The following is a 14,448-nucleotide window of genomic DNA, read 5'->3' as shown; positions in this document are numbered from 1 at the left end:
CCATGACCCCCGCAAGCATCGGCCGCACGGCGGCCTTTCTCGCCGCCGCCTGCGCCGCCTCCGGCGCCTTCGCGCTCGAGCCCGACGTGCTGTTCGCGCGGGTGTCGCCTGCAGTCTGGACCGTCCGCACCCTCGACGCGCAGGAGCGTCCGCTGCGCACCGGCAGCGCCGTGGTGATCGCACCGGGCCGCCTGGTGACGGCCTGCCACGTGCTCGCGAAGGCCGCCAGTTTCGTGATCCGGCAGGACAACGTGACTTACGGCGCGACGCTCGAACACCCGGACGTCGAACGCGACCTGTGCCAGATCAGGGTCGCCAATTTCAATGCCGCGCCGGTGCCGCTGGCGCCGGCCGGGGCGGCGCGGGTGGGCCAGAAGGCCTACCTGGTCGGCAGTCCGCGCGGCGTCGAGAACACACTGGGCGAGACCATGCTCACCGGCCTGCGCGGCGAGGACGGCGACGACCGGCAGCTGCAGCTGGCCGCGGTGCTCGCCGCGGGAGCTAGCGGCGGCGGCCTGTTCGACGCCGAGGGCCGCCTGCTGGGCATCACCAGCGCCGCCGGCCGCGACCCTGGCGCGCCCGGTTTCGCCGTTCCCGCCGATTTCGTGCCCGAGATTCCGGCCCGTGCCCAGGCCGCGCTGGCCCAGCGGCCGCGGGGGGTCGTCCGAACCGCCGCGGCCGGCGCCGCGCCGGCGAGCGCCCTCACGGCGCCGCTGCGGCCCGGCGACGGGCTCGAATTCCAGCGCGTCGACTGCCTGACCGGCAACCGGTCGACCGTGGTCTACCGGGTCGATCGCGTCACGGGCGACGAGGTGATCTTCAACATGGGCGGGCGGGTCGAGAAGACCGACGGCCGGGTGGTCTCGGTCACCTCGCCGGCCGGCGGCACCTACGACGCCTCGTCGCCGCCCGGTGGCTGGGGCCGCAAGGACCTCAAGCCCGGGATGCGCTGGCACCTGGACTACGTGGCCGCCACGGGCGACAAATGGCGCCATGAACTCGACGCCACGGTGGTTGCCGAACGGACGATGCGCATCGATGGCGTGGACCTGAACGTGGTCCAGATCGACTACGCGGGCTGGATATACGCCTCCTACGGCACCGGCGCTTCGCCGGTCGGCACGCCCTTCAAGGCCTCCGCCTGGTATGCGCGTGACCTGGGCCGGGTGGTGCGTTTCGAGGCCGAGCACCGGCGCGGCAACTCGAGCAGTTCGAACGAAGCGCTCGAACTGGTGCGGGTGCTCCGCTAAGTCCAGAGACAGGGCCCAAGGGCAGGATTTGCCCTCCAGGCCCGATTCTTCATATAATCGAGGGCTTCGCAGCGCTTTTGTGGCCCCGCGGCGGAGGACAACCACCACCTAAGAGATTCCCGCAAGAGGAACGCCGACCGTGGAAAAGGGCCCGCCAAACCCTCTTCAAAAGAGAAAACTCATGACCAAAACGTTCAGCGCCAAGCCCGCTGACGTGACGCACGAGTGGTTTGTGATTGACGCGACCGACAAGGTCCTCGGACGAGTAGCCAGCGAAGTTGCTCTCCGTTTGCGCGGCAAACACAAGGCCATTTACACGCCTCACGTCGACACCGGTGACTTCATCGTCATCATCAACGCATCGCAACTCCGCGTGACCGGCGCCAAGCCGATCGACAAGGTGTACTACCGTCACTCGGGCTACCCGGGCGGTATCACGGCGACGAACTTCCGCGACATGCAAGCCAAGCACCCGGGCCGCGCCCTGGAAAAGGCCGTCAAGGGCATGCTGCCCAAGGGCCCGCTCGGCTACGCGATGATCAAGAAACTCAAGGTGTACGGTGGTGCAGAGCACCCGCATACCGCCCAACAGCCCAAAGTGCTGGAACTGTAAGGAGCCTTGAGAATGATTGGTGAATGGAACAATGGCACCGGCCGTCGCAAATCGAGCGTCGCCCGTGTGTTCATCAAGAAGGGCACCGGCAAGATCACGGTCAATGGCAAGGACATCCAGGCTTATTTCGGCCGGGAAACCTCCATCATGATCGCGAAGCAGCCGCTGTTCCTGACGAACAACGTCGAAACCTTCGACATCATGATCAACGTCGCCGGCGGCGGTGAATCGGGTCAGGCCGGCGCGGCGCGCCATGGCATCACCCGCGCGCTGATCGACTACGACGCGACGCTGAAGCCGGTGCTGAGCCAGGCTGGCTTCGTGACGCGCGATGCGCGTGAAGTCGAGCGCAAGAAGGTCGGCCTGCATTCCGCACGCCGCCGCAAGCAGTTCTCCAAGCGCTAAGGCGTTTGGGCTTACCGCTCGCAATGTCAAGAAACCGCCTTCGGGCGGTTTTTTGTTGGTTGAAGTAGCATTCGTCGATCGGCCGCAAAGTTCGGCCCCACAGGAGTCCCCTCACAATGAGCGCCGTTGCAGAAACCATCCAGACCCCGGCCATGATGCCCGAGCCGATCGTCTTCACCGACAGCGCGGCCGCCAAGGTCGCCGACCTGATCGCCGAAGAAGGCAATCCCGACCTCAAGCTGCGCGTGTTCGTGCAGGGTGGCGGCTGCTCGGGATTCCAGTACGGGTTCACCTTCGACGAGATCACCAACGAAGACGACACCACCATGACCAAGAACGGTGTCTCGCTGCTGATCGACGCCATGAGCTACCAGTACCTGGTCGGCGCCGAGATCGACTACAAGGAAGACCTGCAGGGCGCCCAGTTCGTGATCAAGAACCCGAACGCCACCAGCACCTGCGGCTGCGGCTCGAGCTTCTCGGCCTGACGTGCCGGCGCATCGCCGCCCGTGAAAAAGCCGCCTTCGGGCGGCTTTTTGCTGCCTGCCCATTTCCCTGATCGATGACTTCCCCCGAATCCCCGCGCAAGAGCCTGCTGTGGCTGGTGGCCGTCGGCTTCTTCATGCAGACGCTGGATGCCACCATCATCAACACCGCACTGCCGGCGATGGCCGCCAGCCTCGGCGAGAGCCCGCTGCGGATGCAGTCGGTGGTGGTGGCCTATGCGCTCACGATGGCGATGCTGATCCCCGCCTCGGGCTGGATCGCCGACCGCTTCGGCACCCGGCGGGTCTTCTTCTCGGCCATCGTGCTGTTCGTGATCGGCTCGGTGCTGTGCGCGCTGTCGCGCGGCATCGGCCAGCTGGTCGCGGCGCGGGTGGTGCAGGGCATGGGCGGGGCGCTGCTGCTGCCGGTCGGCCGGCTGGCGCTGCTGCGCTCGGTGCCGCGGGCCGAGTTCCTGGCGGCGATGAGCTTCGTCGCCATCCCGGGCCTCATCGGCCCGCTCTTGGGGCCGACCCTGGGCGGCTGGCTGGTGCAGTACGCCTCCTGGCACTGGATCTTTCTCATCAACGTGCCGGTGGGCCTGGCCGGCTGCGTCGCCACGCTCTACTTCATGCCCGACCTGCGGGCCGCGCTGCAGCGGCGCTTCGACGGCGTGGGCTATGCGATGCTGGCCTTCGGCATGGTGACGGTCTCGCTGGCGATCGACGGCGTGTCGGGCCTCGGGCTGCACGGCGTCGGCGTGGTGGTGCTGATGATCTTCGGCTTCGCCAGCATCACGGCCTACTGGCTGCACGCGCAGCGGCGCCCCGACCCGCTGTTCGAGCCGGCGCTGTTCGGCATCCCGACCCTGAGCATCGGGCTGCTGGGCAACCTGTTCTCGCGCCTGGGCAGCGGCTGCATGCCCTTCCTGGTGCCGCTGCTGCTGCAGGTGTCGATGAACTACTCGCCGCTGAAGGCCGGGCTCATGATGCTGCCGATCGCGCTCGCCGGCATGGCGATGAAGCGCTTTGCCACGCCGCTGATCCTGCGTTATGGCTATCGCCGCGTGCTGGTGGTCAACACGGCGCTGGTGGGCCTGACGATGGCCAGTTTCGGGCTGGCCACGCCCGACCAGCCGGCGGCGCTGCAGATCGTGCAGCTGCTCGTGTTCGGCGCCGTCAATTCGCTGCAGTTCACGGCCATGAACACGATCACGCTCAAGGACCTGGACGGCAGCATGGCCAGCAGCGGCAACACGCTGCTGTCGATGGTCCAGATGCTGGCCATGAGCATGGGCGTGGCGGCCGCCAGCGCGGTGCTGGGCGGCTACACCGAGGTGTTCGGCAGCGCCACCCCGCTGGCCACCCTGCATGCCTTCGAGGCCACCTTCGCGAGCATGGGGCTGGTCACGCTGGCTTCGGCCCTGATCTTCTGGCATTTGCCGCCCGAAGCCCGGGCGGTGCAGCCGGCCCAGCCCGAGGTCTCGGGCCAGGGCTGATCAGGCGGGGTAGATGCCGCCCAGCGACCGCGGGCCGCGGGCGCCGGTGACGCTGGCGAGGTTGCCGGCTTCACCGTTCAAGGTGGCGCGCGCCAGCCAGGCGAAGGCCGCGGCCTCGACCTGCTGCGGCGGCAGTCCGCGCTCGGCGGACGACACCACTTCGACCGCGGGCAGCAAGGCGCGCAGCCGGGCCAGCAGGTGCTGGTTCAGGGCGCCGCCGCCGCAGACGATCAGGGTCCGGCTGTCGGCGCCATGGCGCTGCAGATGCGCCGCGCAGGTGCTCGCGGTGAGCTCGGTCAGGGTCGCCTGCACGTCGGCCGGCGTCGCCTCGGAGGTGCCGAGGTGCGAGGCCAGCCAGTTCGGATGGAACAGGTCGCGCCCGGTGCTCTTCGGCGGCTGCTTGGCGAAATAGGGTTCGGCGAGCAGCCGGGCCAGCAGCTCCGGCAGCACCCGGCCGCTGGCGGCCCACTGGCCGCCGGCATCGAAGGGCTGACCGATGTGGGTCTGGCACCAGTGGTCGATCAACGCGTTGCCCGGGCCGCAATCGAAGCCCAGCACGGTGCCTTCGCCGGCCGGCAACAGGCTCAGGTTGGAGATGCCGCCGATGTTCAGAACCGCCACCGCCTCGTCGGGGCGGGCGAACAGGGCCCGGTGGAAGCCCGGCACCAGGGGCGCCCCTTGGCCGCCCGCCGCCAGGTCTCGGCTGCGGAAGTCGGCCACCACCCGGATGCCGGTGAGCTCGGCCAGCAGCGATGGGTTGTTGATCTGCAGCGTGTAGCCGACCTCGTCGAACTCGCCCGGGCGGTGGCGGACGGTCTGGCCGTGGGCGCCGATGGCGGCAATGGCGTCGGGCGCCAGGCCGGCATCTTCGAGCAACTGCTGCGCCACCTGCGCGTAGACCCGGGCCAAGCCGTTGCCGGCCAGGGCGGCGCGGTGCAACTCGTTGTTGCCCGGGATATTGAGCGCCATCAGCTCGGCCCGCAGTCCCACGGGGAAGGGGGCCGCGGCATACCCTTGGACGGCGATGCCGCCGTCCGAGAGATCCGCCAGGACGCCGTCGACGCCGTCCAGCGAAGTGCCCGACATCAGGCCGATGAAGAATTCAGCCATGGGGCGGTCAGGCGGAGGATGAGGCCGCGCGGCCGGCCGTCAGTCGGCGCTGGCCTGGACGACCGAGAAGGCCGCCGACAGCTCGGTGCGCGTGGCGAGCGCCAGCCGCTCGAAGGCGGGGCGGTTGGCCGCCGTGATGGGCGCGCCGCCGTCCTGCTGGGCGATGGTGGCCGGGTCGTGGTACTCGCCATTGACCCGGAACTCGAAATGCAGGTGCGGGCCGGTGGCCCAGCCGGTGGAGCCGACGGCGCCGAGCGTCTGGCTCTGGCTGACGCTCTGGCCGACCTTGACATCGACCCGGCTGAGGTGGGCGTAGGCGGTTTCCTGGTTGTTGTGGTGCTTCAGGATGACGATGTTGCCGTAGCCGTTCTGGGTGCCGGCGAACTCGACCGTGCCGTCGCCGACCGCGCGCACCGGGGTGCCGGTGGGGGCGGCGAAGTCGATGCCGTGGTGCTGGCGCCAGCTGTTGAGGATCGGGTGCAGGCGCATCGCGAAGCCGCTCGTCACGCGCGAGAACTCGACCGGCGAGCTCAGGTAGGCGCGCCGCAGGCTGTCGCCGCTGGGGCGGTAGTAGCCGCCCTTCTGGCCGGGCTCCTGGTACCACAGCGCCTGGTAGAGCTTGCCGTTGCTTTCGAACTCGGCCGACAGCACGCGGCCGGTGCGCAGGGTCTGGCCATCGGCGTCGAGCGTCTCGTAGACCACGGCGAAGCGGTCGCCCTTGCGCAGCGAGCGGAAATCGACATCGCCCGAGAAGATGTCGGCCAGCTGGCTGGCGACCGGATCGGGGATGCGGGCGTCGTCGGTGGCGGCGAACAGCGAGGTCCGCACGACGCCGCTTGCCAGCCGGGTGCCGGGCGTCAGGGCATCGGTCTCGGTGCGGGCACGGAAGCCGGTCGGGGTCTTTTCGACCACCAGGCGCTTGAAGCCGCCGTCGCCATCGGGAATCCAGCGGGCGCTGAGCTTCTTCAGGGCGTTTTCCTGGGTCGCCTCGGCGGTCACGGTGCGGCCGGGACGGCTCAACAGCGCGGCCCGGGCGTCGGCGTTGCCGCGCACGAAGGCGGCGGCCGCGGGGTCGGAGAGGCCGAGGCGCTGCAGCAGGGCCTCGGCGGTGTCGCTCGAGCGCGTGATTTCGGTGCGGAACAGCGTGAAGCTGTGGGCGTCGAGCGCCTCGATCTGGTCGGCGAAGGAGGTGGACGGCGCAACGGCCTCGAACACCTGCTTGACCGGGATCTCGGCCGCGTCGGGGCCGAGCGAGGCGACAGCGAAGGCACCGCCACCAGCGGACAGCAGCAACGCGGCGATCGCAGCCGTGATCTGCTTCGGGTACGTCCGGAATGTGTGAGCCACGCGCGAAGCAATCAGCTCCTCGGCGGCAAGAATGCCGTTGATCAAACTTCGAATTCCAGCTCAGGTTCAGCAAATCCGTACTGCGAGGGCCGTGTCGGACGGGCGGCAGGACGGTGCGTTCACAGCGCCGCTTAGAATCCGGCGCTTGGAAAAGTCGGGCTGAGTATAGCTTCGGCCATAGAGAAAACAGCCAAAGAGCCCCATGAACCCCGGTTTTGTTACATCCACAAGTCTGTCCGAAGTTGTAGGACAGGCCCTCGAAATTTCACTCCGTGGGACTGACGAGCTGCTCCCCCAGGAGGAGTGGGTGCGCAAGCTCCAGCGCTCCGAGGCGACCGGGGCGCCGCTGCGGATCAAGCTGGGCCTCGACCCGACCGCGCCGGACATCCACATCGGCCACACCGTGGTGCTCAACAAGATGCGCCAGCTGCAGGACCTGGGCCATACGGTGATTTTCCTGATCGGCGACTTCACCACCACCATCGGCGATCCGTCGGGGCGCAACAGCACCCGGCCGCCCCTGACCCGCGAGCAGATCGAGGCCAACGCGCAAACCTACTACAAACAGGCAAGTCTCGTACTCGACCCGTCCAAGACCGAGATCCGTTACAACTCCGAGTGGAGCGATCCGCTGGGCGCCCGCGGGATGATCCAGCTCGCCGCCAAGTACACGGTGGCACGGATGATGGAGCGCGACGACTTCAGCAAGCGCTTCAAGGCCGGGCAATCGATCTCGGTGCACGAGTTCCTCTACCCGCTGATGCAGGGCTACGACTCGGTGGCGCTCAAGTCGGACCTCGAGCTGGGCGGCACCGACCAGAAGTTCAACCTGCTCGTCGGCCGGCATCTCCAGCAGGAATACGGCCAGGAGCCGCAGTGCATACTTACTATGCCGCTGCTGGAGGGGCTCGACGGCGTCGAGAAGATGTCGAAGAGCAAGAACAACTACATCGGCATCAGCGAGGCGCCGAACACCATGTTCGCCAAGGTGCTGTCGATCTCCGACACCTTGATGTGGCGCTGGTACACCCTGCTGAGCTTCAAGTCGCTGGCCGAGATCGCGGCCCTCAAGGCCGAGGTCGAGGCCGGGCGCAACCCGAAGGACGCCAAGGTCGCGCTGGCCAAGGAGATCACCGCGCGCTTCCACAGCGCCGCGGCGGCCGAGGCGGCCGAGCAGGACTTCATCAACCGCAGCAAAGGCGGCGTGCCCGACGAGATTCCGGAAGTCGCGCTGGGCGGCGCCCCCCTGGGCATCGCCCAGTTGCTCAAGCAGGCCGGCCTGGCGCCCTCGACCTCCGAAGGCAACCGCCTGATCGATGGCGGCGGGGTCCGGGTCGACTCGGCGGTGGTCAGCGACAAGGCGCTGAAGCTGCCCCAGGGCACCTACGTCGTCCAGGTGGGCAAGCGCAAGTTCGCCAAGGTGACCCTGAGCTGAGCCGCCCGGCCCGCTGCGGGCTATCTCACTTCAATCGTCACGCGGCGGTTGCGGGGCTCGGCGACCTCGTCGGCCGTGCGCACCGCCAGGTCGCGCTCGCCGCGGCCCACGGCCTCGATCCGGACCGGCGGGAAGTCCCGGGCGATGAAGAGCTGCCGGATTTCCAGCGCGCGGGTCAGCGACAGGTTGTCGTTGCGTGCCTGCGCGCCGACCGTGTCGGTGTGGCCCGTGACCACGATCTCGCCGCCGCTGCGCGCCAGGGCCGCCGCCAGGGCCTCGTTCATGGTGACTTGCGAGGCGGCAGTGAGCACGGTGCCGCCGACTTCGAAGTAGACGGTGAAGCTTTGTGCGGGCGGCGGCATCAGCTCGAACAGCGTCTTGTTCTGCTGCTTGACGCGCTCGGGGTCGGCCTTGTCGACGTTCGGCGCCCCGTGGGCGCCCAGCTTGGCCGTCGCCCGCTCGTAGGGCTGCGACAGCGTTTCCTCGCCGTCCTCGGTGCTGACCACCACCGCGGACGGTTTGCCGTCGGCCTGGGGCAGCAGCACGACACGGGTGGTCGGCGGCGTGGAGCAGGCGGCGAGCAGGGCGGATGCCAGGAGCGTGACAAGCAGGCAGAGGGAGCGAGGCGTCACGGCTGCGAATCCGTCTCGACGATGAAGTCGGTGCCGCGAATGCCGATGACCGCGCTTTGTGTCTCGACACGCACGGCATCGGGATGGGTCTTGCCGATCAGGCCGGTGACCATGCGCAGCGTGCCGCGCAGCAGCGAGACCACCATGCCGCCGTCCTGGGTGGTCGAGTCGAAATGGAACTGCTTGAGGTCCAGCCTGGAGGACGGGCCGACGACCAGGGTGGTGCCGTCGCGCAGCACCACGCTGGCGCCGGAGTCGGCGCCGGTCTGCAGGCGGTCGATCGGCGCCATGGCGTCGCCGGCCAACGCGGCCCGTGCCTTGGCGCTGCCGCTGAGAAGCTGGACATCGCCGCGGACCGACTTGACGATGCCGGCGCGTTCCTCGGCTGCCGAGGGCTTGGACGTCTCGGCCGCGAGGGCGTTGCCGACATGGATGATCTGGGCGCCGACGCCGGCCAGGGCGAGGACGAGGCCCCGCAGGACCTGGTTCGAATTCTTGTTCACTGGACCTCCGCAACGATTCTGGGCGTTGCAGTCGATGGTACGCGAGGGGCGGACCGACCCCGATAATCCACCAGCGCGGCCCGCCCGGTCATTGCGCCTTTGTCCGCACTTTGCATTGTTGTTACCTTTCATCCCTTGAAATTCGCTTCGCTGACTCCCGCCCAGTTGCTGCGCGTCTCGATCCTGGTCGCCCTGGTCACGATCGTGCTGAAGGGCGCGGCCGGCTACATCACCAACTCCATGGGGCTGATCTCGGACGCCATGGAATCGTTCGTGAACCTGGCGAGCGCCACCTTCGCGCTGGCGATGGTCACGGTCGCGTCCCGCCCGGCGGACGACGAGCATCCATATGGCCACCACAAGGCCGAGTACTTCTCGTCGGGATTCGAAGGGATCCTGATCATCGGCGCGGCGATCGCCATCATCTGGGTGGCGGTGCTGCGGCTGCTCTCGCCGCAGCCGCTCGAGCAGCTCGGCTGGGGGCTGGGGCTGTCGATCATCAGCTCGGCCTTCAATGGGTGGCTGGCATTCGTGATGTTCAAGGCCGCGCGCGTGCATCGCTCGATCGCGCTCGAATCCGACGCGCGCCACCTGGTCACCGACGTCTGGACTTCGGCGGCAGTGGTGGTCGGCATCGTGGCGGTCCACCTGACCGGCTGGCTCTGGCTCGACCCGGTGCTGGCCATCGGCGTGGCGCTGAACATCGTGCGCGAAGGCCTGTCGCTGGTCTGGCGCTCGTCGCAGGGCCTGATGGACGAGGCGATCGAGCCCGAGTCGCTGGCCTTGCTGCAAGCCACGCTCGAACGTTTCGCGACCGGCGTGCCGGAGGGAGCGCAGCTGCGCTTCGACGACATCGTCACCCGCCGGGCCGGCCAGCGGCGCTTCGCCGACCTCCACATGCACGTGCCGGGTGCCTGGTCGCTGGAGCGCGCCGCCGGACTGCGCGATGGCCTGGAGCAGGCGCTGATGGACGCGCTGCCGGGCCTGCGCGTGACCATCCAGCTGCTGCCGCTGGGCATGGAGGCGCGCGCCACGCCGAGGGCCGAGACGCTGTGAAGGCGCTGCTGCAACGCGTCGGCAGCGCGCGGGTCGACATCGCCGGGCGCACTGTGGGCGCGATCGATGCGGGGTTGCTGGTGCTGCTGTGCGCCGAGCGCGGAGATACCGATGCGGTGGCCGACCGGCTGCTGGCGAAGATCCTGAAGCTGCGCATCTTCGCGGACGACGCCGGCAAGATGAACCGCAGCGTTCAGGACGTCGGCGGCGGCCTGCTGGTGGTGAGCCAGTTCACGCTGGCGGCCGACGTCAGCGGCGGCAACCGGCCGAGCTTCACGCAGGCGGCGGCGCCCGATGAAGGGCGGCGGCTGTACGAGTATTTCGTGGACCGGGCGCGCGATGCGCATCCGGTGGTGGCGACGGGGGAATTCGGCGCCGACATGCAGGTGCGGCTGGTGAACGATGGGCCGGTGACGATACCGCTGGAGATGCGGATCTGATCAGTTGAGGACAGAGCAAAAACTGCTGCGCAGTTTGTTGGTCTGTCCCGCAAAGTCTCAGGCGGTCCCGCAAGGTCTCAGTAAGGGTTCCTTACCCCCAGCCCCGCGAGGATCTCGATCTCGCGCGCCTCCATCTCCTCGGCATCGGCCTTGCCGGTCTCGTGGTCCCAGCCCTGCGCATGCAGGGTGCCGTGCACCAGCAGGTGGGCGTAGTGCGCGGCCAGCGTCTTGCGCTGCTCCTTCGCCTCGCGTGCCACGACCGGCGCGCACAGCACCAGGTCGGCCATCACGACCGGGGATTGCGCGTAGTCGAAGGTGAGCACGTTGGTGGCGTAGTCCTTGCCGCGGAACTCGCGGTTGAGCTGCTGGCCTTCGTCGGCATCGACGATCCGCACCGTGATCTCGCCGTCGGCATCGAGTGCGTGCCGGATCCAGCGGGCGACGCTGTGCCGCGGCAGGGCGGCGCGATGGCGCTCGACGCCCTTGAAGCGGGCGAACTGGAGCGACAGCGACAGGTCCGGCAGTGCCATGTCAGTGCGCCGCGGTGCGCTTGCGCGCGTTGTCGTAGGCATCGACGATCCGCGCCACCAGCGGATGGCGCACCACGTCGGCGCTCGTGAAGCGCGTGATGGCGATCCCGTTGACGCGCTTGAGCACGCGCTCGGCGTCGATCAGCCCGCTGGGCTGGGTCTTGGGCAGGTCGATCTGGCTGACGTCGCCGGTGACCACCGCCTTGGCGCCGAAGCCGATCCGGGTCAGGAACATCTTCATCTGCTCGACCGTGGTGTTCTGCGCCTCGTCGAGGATCACGAAGGCGTTGTTGAGCGTGCGCCCGCGCATGAAGGCCAGTGGTGCGATTTCGAGCGCATTGCGTTCGAAGGCTTTCTGCACGCGGTCGAAGCCCATCAGGTCGTAGAGGGCGTCGTACAGCGGCCGCAGGTAGGGGTCGACCTTCTGCGTCAGGTCGCCGGGCAGGAAGCCGAGCCGCTCGCCGGCCTCGACCGCGGGCCGCGTCAGCACGATGCGCTGCACCGCGCTGCGCTCGAGCGCGTCGACCGCGCAGGCCACCGCCAGGTAGGTCTTGCCGGTGCCCGCGGGGCCGATGCCCAGCGTGATGTCGTGGCTGGCGATGTTCTCGAGATAGAGCGCCTGGGTCGGCGTGCGGGCCCGCAGGTCGGGCCGCCGCGTGGCGAGCACCGGGGCGTCCTCGTCGTCCATCGAACTGTCGCTGGCCAGCGTGAGCTGCACCACCGCCGGGTCGATCACGCGCTGGGCGATCTCGTAGAGCGCCTGCAGCACTTCCATGGCGCGATGGGCGTTGACCTTGGAGCCGTCGATCTTGAACTGCTCGTGGCGGTGCGCGATCTTGACGTCGAGTGCTTCCTCGATGCGCCGCAAGTGCGCGTCGAGCGGGCCGCAGAGGTGGCCCAGGCGCGTGTTGTTGGGCGGGGCGAAGGTGTGTCGCAGAATCACGCGAGTTTCATTTCAAAAGCGAAAAGGGCACCCATGATAGGCAAACTCACCGGCATCCTGGCCGAACGCAATCCGCCGCAGGTGGTGGTGGACTGCAACGGCGTCGGCTACGAGGTCGATGTGCCGATGAGCACCTTCTACAACCTCCCGGGTGCCGGCGAGCGGGTTTCGCTGCTGACGCACTTCGTGGTGCGGGAAGACGCCCAGATCCTCTACGGCTTCGGCACCGCCGAGGAACGGGCCGCCTTCCGGCTGCTGATCAAGATCTCCGGCGTCGGGCCGCGCACCGCCCTGGGCGTGTTGAGCGGCATGAGCGTGGGTGAGCTGTCGCAGGCGATCACGCTGCAGGAGGCCGGCCGGCTGGTGAAGATTCCCGGCATCGGCAAGAAGACCGCCGAGCGGCTGCTGCTCGAGCTCAAGGGCAAGCTGGGCGCCGACATCGCGCTGCCCGCCCATGCCGCGACCGACGCGCAGGCCGACATCCTGCAGGCATTGGTGGCGCTGGGCTACAGCGACAAGGAAGCGGCCGCCTCGCTCAAGGCACTGCCGAAGGACGTGGCGGTGGGCGAGGGCATCAAGCTGGCGCTGCGGGCGCTGGCGAAGTAGCGGCCGGGTTCAGCGGCTGTCCTGCAGCGCCAGGGCGAGCGCGAACACCACGGTCTGCAGCACCACCACGATGCCGTGGCGCTGCATGGCCAGCCGCGTGCCCAGGACTCGGTCGGCCAGTGCCCGCGCGGCCTCGCTGCCGCGCCGCAGGCCCAGTTGCTCGAGCGTGTGGTCCAGCACCGGGAGCGAGGCGATCGTGCCCTGGGCCAGGCCCTCGAACAGGGCGGTGTCGACGCGCAGCCGCAGCGCCAGGTAGCGCTCCGGCAGGCCGGCCAGCGCGATCAACGCGAAGGTGGCCCAGGACGCTGCCGGCAGCGAGCGGCCGGTCAGGGCCAGCACCAGGCCGGCGATCAAGGCCAGCGCCAGGCCCCAGACCGCGATCACGCCGCTGGCGCGCAGCAGGCCCGCGGTGGCGGCACAGAGCGCGCGGTCGTTGTCGTTCATGGGTGAATCGGCCTCCTTTCGCTGGCGCATTCTGCCGCAGCGGGGCCCCGAACAAGCTCTAAACTGCGTCCTCTTCCGATCCGCTCCATGACCATCCAGACCGACGACTTCGCCCCGGCCCCGCAACGCGTGGTCTCGGCCGCACCCGCTTCGCCCAACGAGGAAGCCATCGAGCGCGCGCTGCGGCCCAAGCTGCTCGACGAGTACGTCGGCCAGGCCAAGGTGCGCGAGCAGCTGGAGATCTTCATCGGTGCGGCGCGCCATCGGGCCGAGGCGCTCGACCACGTGCTGCTGTTCGGCCCGCCGGGGCTCGGCAAGACCACGCTGTCGCACATCATCGCGGCCGAGCTCGGGGTCAACCTGCGCCAGACCTCGGGCCCGGTGCTCGAGAAGCCCAAGGACCTGGCCGCCCTGCTGACCAACCTCGAGCGCAACGACGTGCTCTTCATCGACGAGATCCACCGGCTGTCGCCGGTGGTCGAGGAAATCCTCTACCCGGCGCTGGAGGACTACCAGATCGACATCATGATCGGCGAGGGCCCGGCGGCGCGCAGCATCAAGCTCGACCTGCAGCCCTTCACGCTGGTCGGCGCCACCACGCGCGCCGGCATGCTGACCAATCCGCTGCGCGACCGCTTCGGCATCGTGGCGCGGCTGGAGTTCTATACGGCGGAAGAGCTCGCGCGCATCGTGCGGCGCAGTGCCGGGCTGCTCGGCGTGCCGATGGACGATGAAGGCGGCCTCGAGATCGCGAAGCGCTCGCGCGGCACGCCGCGCATCGCCAACCGCCTGCTGCGACGGGTGCGCGACTATGCGCAGGTGAAGAGCGACGGTCGCATCACCATCGACGTCGCGCACAAGGCGCTGGCGATGCTCGACGTCGACCCGCAGGGCTTCGACCTGATGGACCGCAAGCTGCTCGAAGCCGTGATCCATCGCTTCGATGGCGGACCGGTCGGTCTCGACAACATCGCGGCCAGCATCGGCGAGGAGTCGGGCACGATCGAGGACGTGATCGAGCCGTACCTCATCCAGCAGGGCTACCTGCAGCGCACGCCGCGCGGGCGAATCGCGACGCTGGCGGCCTACCGGCACCTGGGTGTGGCGCCGCCGCAGCGCGACGGGGACATGTTCGGCAGCTGAGCGGGCGCCA

General features: G+C 68.7%; 17 protein-coding genes. 10 read left to right on the top strand and 7 right to left on the bottom strand.

The window, feature by feature from the left end; genetic code table 11:
- Window positions 1-2: 2 nt before the first annotated feature.
- From QTI17_RS18350 to mdtD, 5 genes are all read left to right on the top strand, one after another.
- Window positions 3-1,250, top strand: a complete 1,248-nt coding sequence (locus tag QTI17_RS18350; protein ID WP_286534840.1) for a S1 family peptidase — start codon at window positions 3-5, stop codon at window positions 1,248-1,250.
- A 181-nt stretch (window positions 1,251-1,431) separates the two neighbouring features.
- On the top strand, window positions 1,432-1,863 hold the full coding sequence (gene rplM, locus QTI17_RS18345; RefSeq protein WP_286370103.1) for a 50S ribosomal protein L13: 432 nt from the start codon (window positions 1,432-1,434) through the stop codon (window positions 1,861-1,863).
- A gap of 12 nt (window positions 1,864-1,875) precedes the next feature.
- Window positions 1,876-2,268, top strand: coding sequence for a 30S ribosomal protein S9 (gene rpsI, locus QTI17_RS18340; RefSeq protein ID WP_183027376.1), 393 nt, complete (start codon window positions 1,876-1,878; stop codon window positions 2,266-2,268).
- A gap of 116 nt (window positions 2,269-2,384) precedes the next feature.
- Complete coding sequence (gene erpA, locus QTI17_RS18335) at window positions 2,385-2,756, top strand: iron-sulfur cluster insertion protein ErpA (RefSeq protein WP_286370102.1); 372 nt, start codon at window positions 2,385-2,387, stop codon at window positions 2,754-2,756.
- 74 nt (window positions 2,757-2,830) lie between these two features.
- Complete coding sequence (gene mdtD / locus QTI17_RS18330; protein ID WP_286534839.1) at window positions 2,831-4,249, top strand: multidrug transporter subunit MdtD; 1,419 nt, start codon at window positions 2,831-2,833, stop codon at window positions 4,247-4,249.
- On the opposite strand, the gene QTI17_RS18325 is transcribed toward mdtD, so the two are convergent.
- Window positions 4,250-5,359: an anhydro-N-acetylmuramic acid kinase gene (locus QTI17_RS18325; protein WP_286534838.1), complete on the bottom strand. Its 1,110-nt coding sequence runs from the start codon at window positions 5,357-5,359 to the stop codon at window positions 4,250-4,252. It lies immediately after the preceding gene.
- Window positions 5,360-5,398: 39 nt separating this feature from the next.
- The gene (locus QTI17_RS18320; RefSeq protein ID WP_286534837.1) at window positions 5,399-6,751 is read right to left on the bottom strand and encodes a M23 family metallopeptidase; all 1,353 of its coding nucleotides are present in this window, start codon (window positions 6,749-6,751) and stop codon (window positions 5,399-5,401) included.
- A gap of 157 nt (window positions 6,752-6,908) precedes the next feature.
- Between QTI17_RS18320 and tyrS the strand changes: the two genes are divergently transcribed.
- Entirely contained in the window at window positions 6,909-8,141 is a 1,233-nt protein-coding gene (tyrS, locus tag QTI17_RS18315; RefSeq protein ID WP_286534836.1) for a tyrosine--tRNA ligase, read from the top strand.
- A gap of 20 nt (window positions 8,142-8,161) precedes the next feature.
- Here the strand turns inward: tyrS and QTI17_RS18310 are convergent, their stop codons facing one another.
- Window positions 8,162-8,773, bottom strand: a complete 612-nt coding sequence (locus QTI17_RS18310; protein ID WP_286534835.1) for an OmpA family protein — start codon at window positions 8,771-8,773, stop codon at window positions 8,162-8,164.
- Entirely contained in the window at window positions 8,770-9,276 is a 507-nt protein-coding gene (locus QTI17_RS18305; RefSeq protein ID WP_286534834.1) for a FecR family protein, read from the bottom strand. Before QTI17_RS18305 ends, QTI17_RS18310 begins: the two co-directional genes overlap by 4 nt.
- 135 nt (window positions 9,277-9,411) lie before the next feature.
- Between QTI17_RS18305 and QTI17_RS18300 the strand changes: the two genes are divergently transcribed.
- Both QTI17_RS18300 and dtd read left to right on the top strand, forming a co-directional pair.
- On the top strand, window positions 9,412-10,332 hold the full coding sequence (locus QTI17_RS18300) for a cation diffusion facilitator family transporter (protein ID WP_286534833.1): 921 nt from the start codon (window positions 9,412-9,414) through the stop codon (window positions 10,330-10,332).
- The gene (dtd, locus tag QTI17_RS18295) at window positions 10,329-10,772 is read left to right on the top strand and encodes a D-aminoacyl-tRNA deacylase (protein ID WP_286534832.1); all 444 of its coding nucleotides are present in this window, start codon (window positions 10,329-10,331) and stop codon (window positions 10,770-10,772) included. The genes QTI17_RS18300 and dtd overlap by 4 nt, the downstream gene beginning before the upstream one ends.
- Before the next feature lie 77 nt (window positions 10,773-10,849).
- Here the strand turns inward: dtd and ybeY are convergent, their stop codons facing one another.
- Window positions 10,850-11,302, bottom strand: a complete 453-nt coding sequence (ybeY, locus tag QTI17_RS18290) for an rRNA maturation RNase YbeY (protein WP_286534831.1) — start codon at window positions 11,300-11,302, stop codon at window positions 10,850-10,852.
- 1 nt (window position 11,303) lies between these two features.
- Window positions 11,304-12,245, bottom strand: a complete 942-nt coding sequence (locus QTI17_RS18285) for a PhoH family protein (RefSeq protein ID WP_286534830.1) — start codon at window positions 12,243-12,245, stop codon at window positions 11,304-11,306.
- 33 nt (window positions 12,246-12,278) lie between these two features.
- Here QTI17_RS18285 and ruvA point away from each other — a divergent pair, with 33 nt between their 5' ends.
- Window positions 12,279-12,851 carry a Holliday junction branch migration protein RuvA gene (ruvA, locus tag QTI17_RS18280; RefSeq protein ID WP_286525520.1) on the top strand — a complete coding sequence of 191 codons (573 nt, stop codon included), beginning with the start codon at window positions 12,279-12,281 and terminating at the stop codon, window positions 12,849-12,851.
- Window positions 12,852-12,860: 9 nt separating this feature from the next.
- On the opposite strand, the gene QTI17_RS18275 is transcribed toward ruvA, so the two are convergent.
- Entirely contained in the window at window positions 12,861-13,295 is a 435-nt protein-coding gene (locus QTI17_RS18275) for a hypothetical protein (protein ID WP_286534829.1), read from the bottom strand.
- Between the two features lie 87 nt (window positions 13,296-13,382).
- Between QTI17_RS18275 and ruvB the strand changes: the two genes are divergently transcribed.
- Window positions 13,383-14,438: a Holliday junction branch migration DNA helicase RuvB gene (gene ruvB / locus QTI17_RS18270; RefSeq protein ID WP_286525515.1), complete on the top strand. Its 1,056-nt coding sequence runs from the start codon at window positions 13,383-13,385 to the stop codon at window positions 14,436-14,438.
- Window positions 14,439-14,448: the final 10 nt, after the last annotated feature.

This window comes from Variovorax sp. J31P179 (assembly GCF_030316985.1).
GTDB classification, from domain to species: Bacteria; Pseudomonadota; Gammaproteobacteria; order Burkholderiales; family Burkholderiaceae_C; genus Variovorax; species Variovorax ginsengisoli_B.
Note: the sequence above shows the minus strand (reverse complement) of the source record. Positions and strands in the feature narration are given on the sequence as shown.

Bases quoted from the DNA above. Each gene is read 5' to 3' on its own strand.
- QTI17_RS18350 (WP_286534840.1), top strand. From the start codon at position 3: ATGACCCCCGCAAGCATCGGCCGCACGGCGGCCTTTCTCGCCGCCGCC.
- rplM (WP_286370103.1), top strand. From the start codon at position 1,432: ATGACCAAAACGTTCAGCGCCAAGCCCGCTGACGTGACGCACGAGTGG.
- rpsI (WP_183027376.1), top strand. From the start codon at position 1,876: ATGATTGGTGAATGGAACAATGGCACCGGCCGTCGCAAATCGAGCGTC.
- erpA (WP_286370102.1), top strand. From the start codon at position 2,385: ATGAGCGCCGTTGCAGAAACCATCCAGACCCCGGCCATGATGCCCGAG.
- mdtD (WP_286534839.1), top strand. From the start codon at position 2,831: ATGACTTCCCCCGAATCCCCGCGCAAGAGCCTGCTGTGGCTGGTGGCC.
- QTI17_RS18325 (WP_286534838.1), bottom strand. From the start codon at position 5,359: ATGGCTGAATTCTTCATCGGCCTGATGTCGGGCACTTCGCTGGACGGC.
- tyrS (WP_286534836.1), top strand. From the start codon at position 6,909: ATGAACCCCGGTTTTGTTACATCCACAAGTCTGTCCGAAGTTGTAGGA.
- ybeY (WP_286534831.1), bottom strand. From the start codon at position 11,302: ATGGCACTGCCGGACCTGTCGCTGTCGCTCCAGTTCGCCCGCTTCAAG.
- ruvA (WP_286525520.1), top strand. From the start codon at position 12,279: ATGATAGGCAAACTCACCGGCATCCTGGCCGAACGCAATCCGCCGCAG.
- QTI17_RS18275 (WP_286534829.1), bottom strand. From the start codon at position 13,295: ATGAACGACAACGACCGCGCGCTCTGTGCCGCCACCGCGGGCCTGCTG.
- ruvB (WP_286525515.1), top strand. From the start codon at position 13,383: ATGACCATCCAGACCGACGACTTCGCCCCGGCCCCGCAACGCGTGGTC.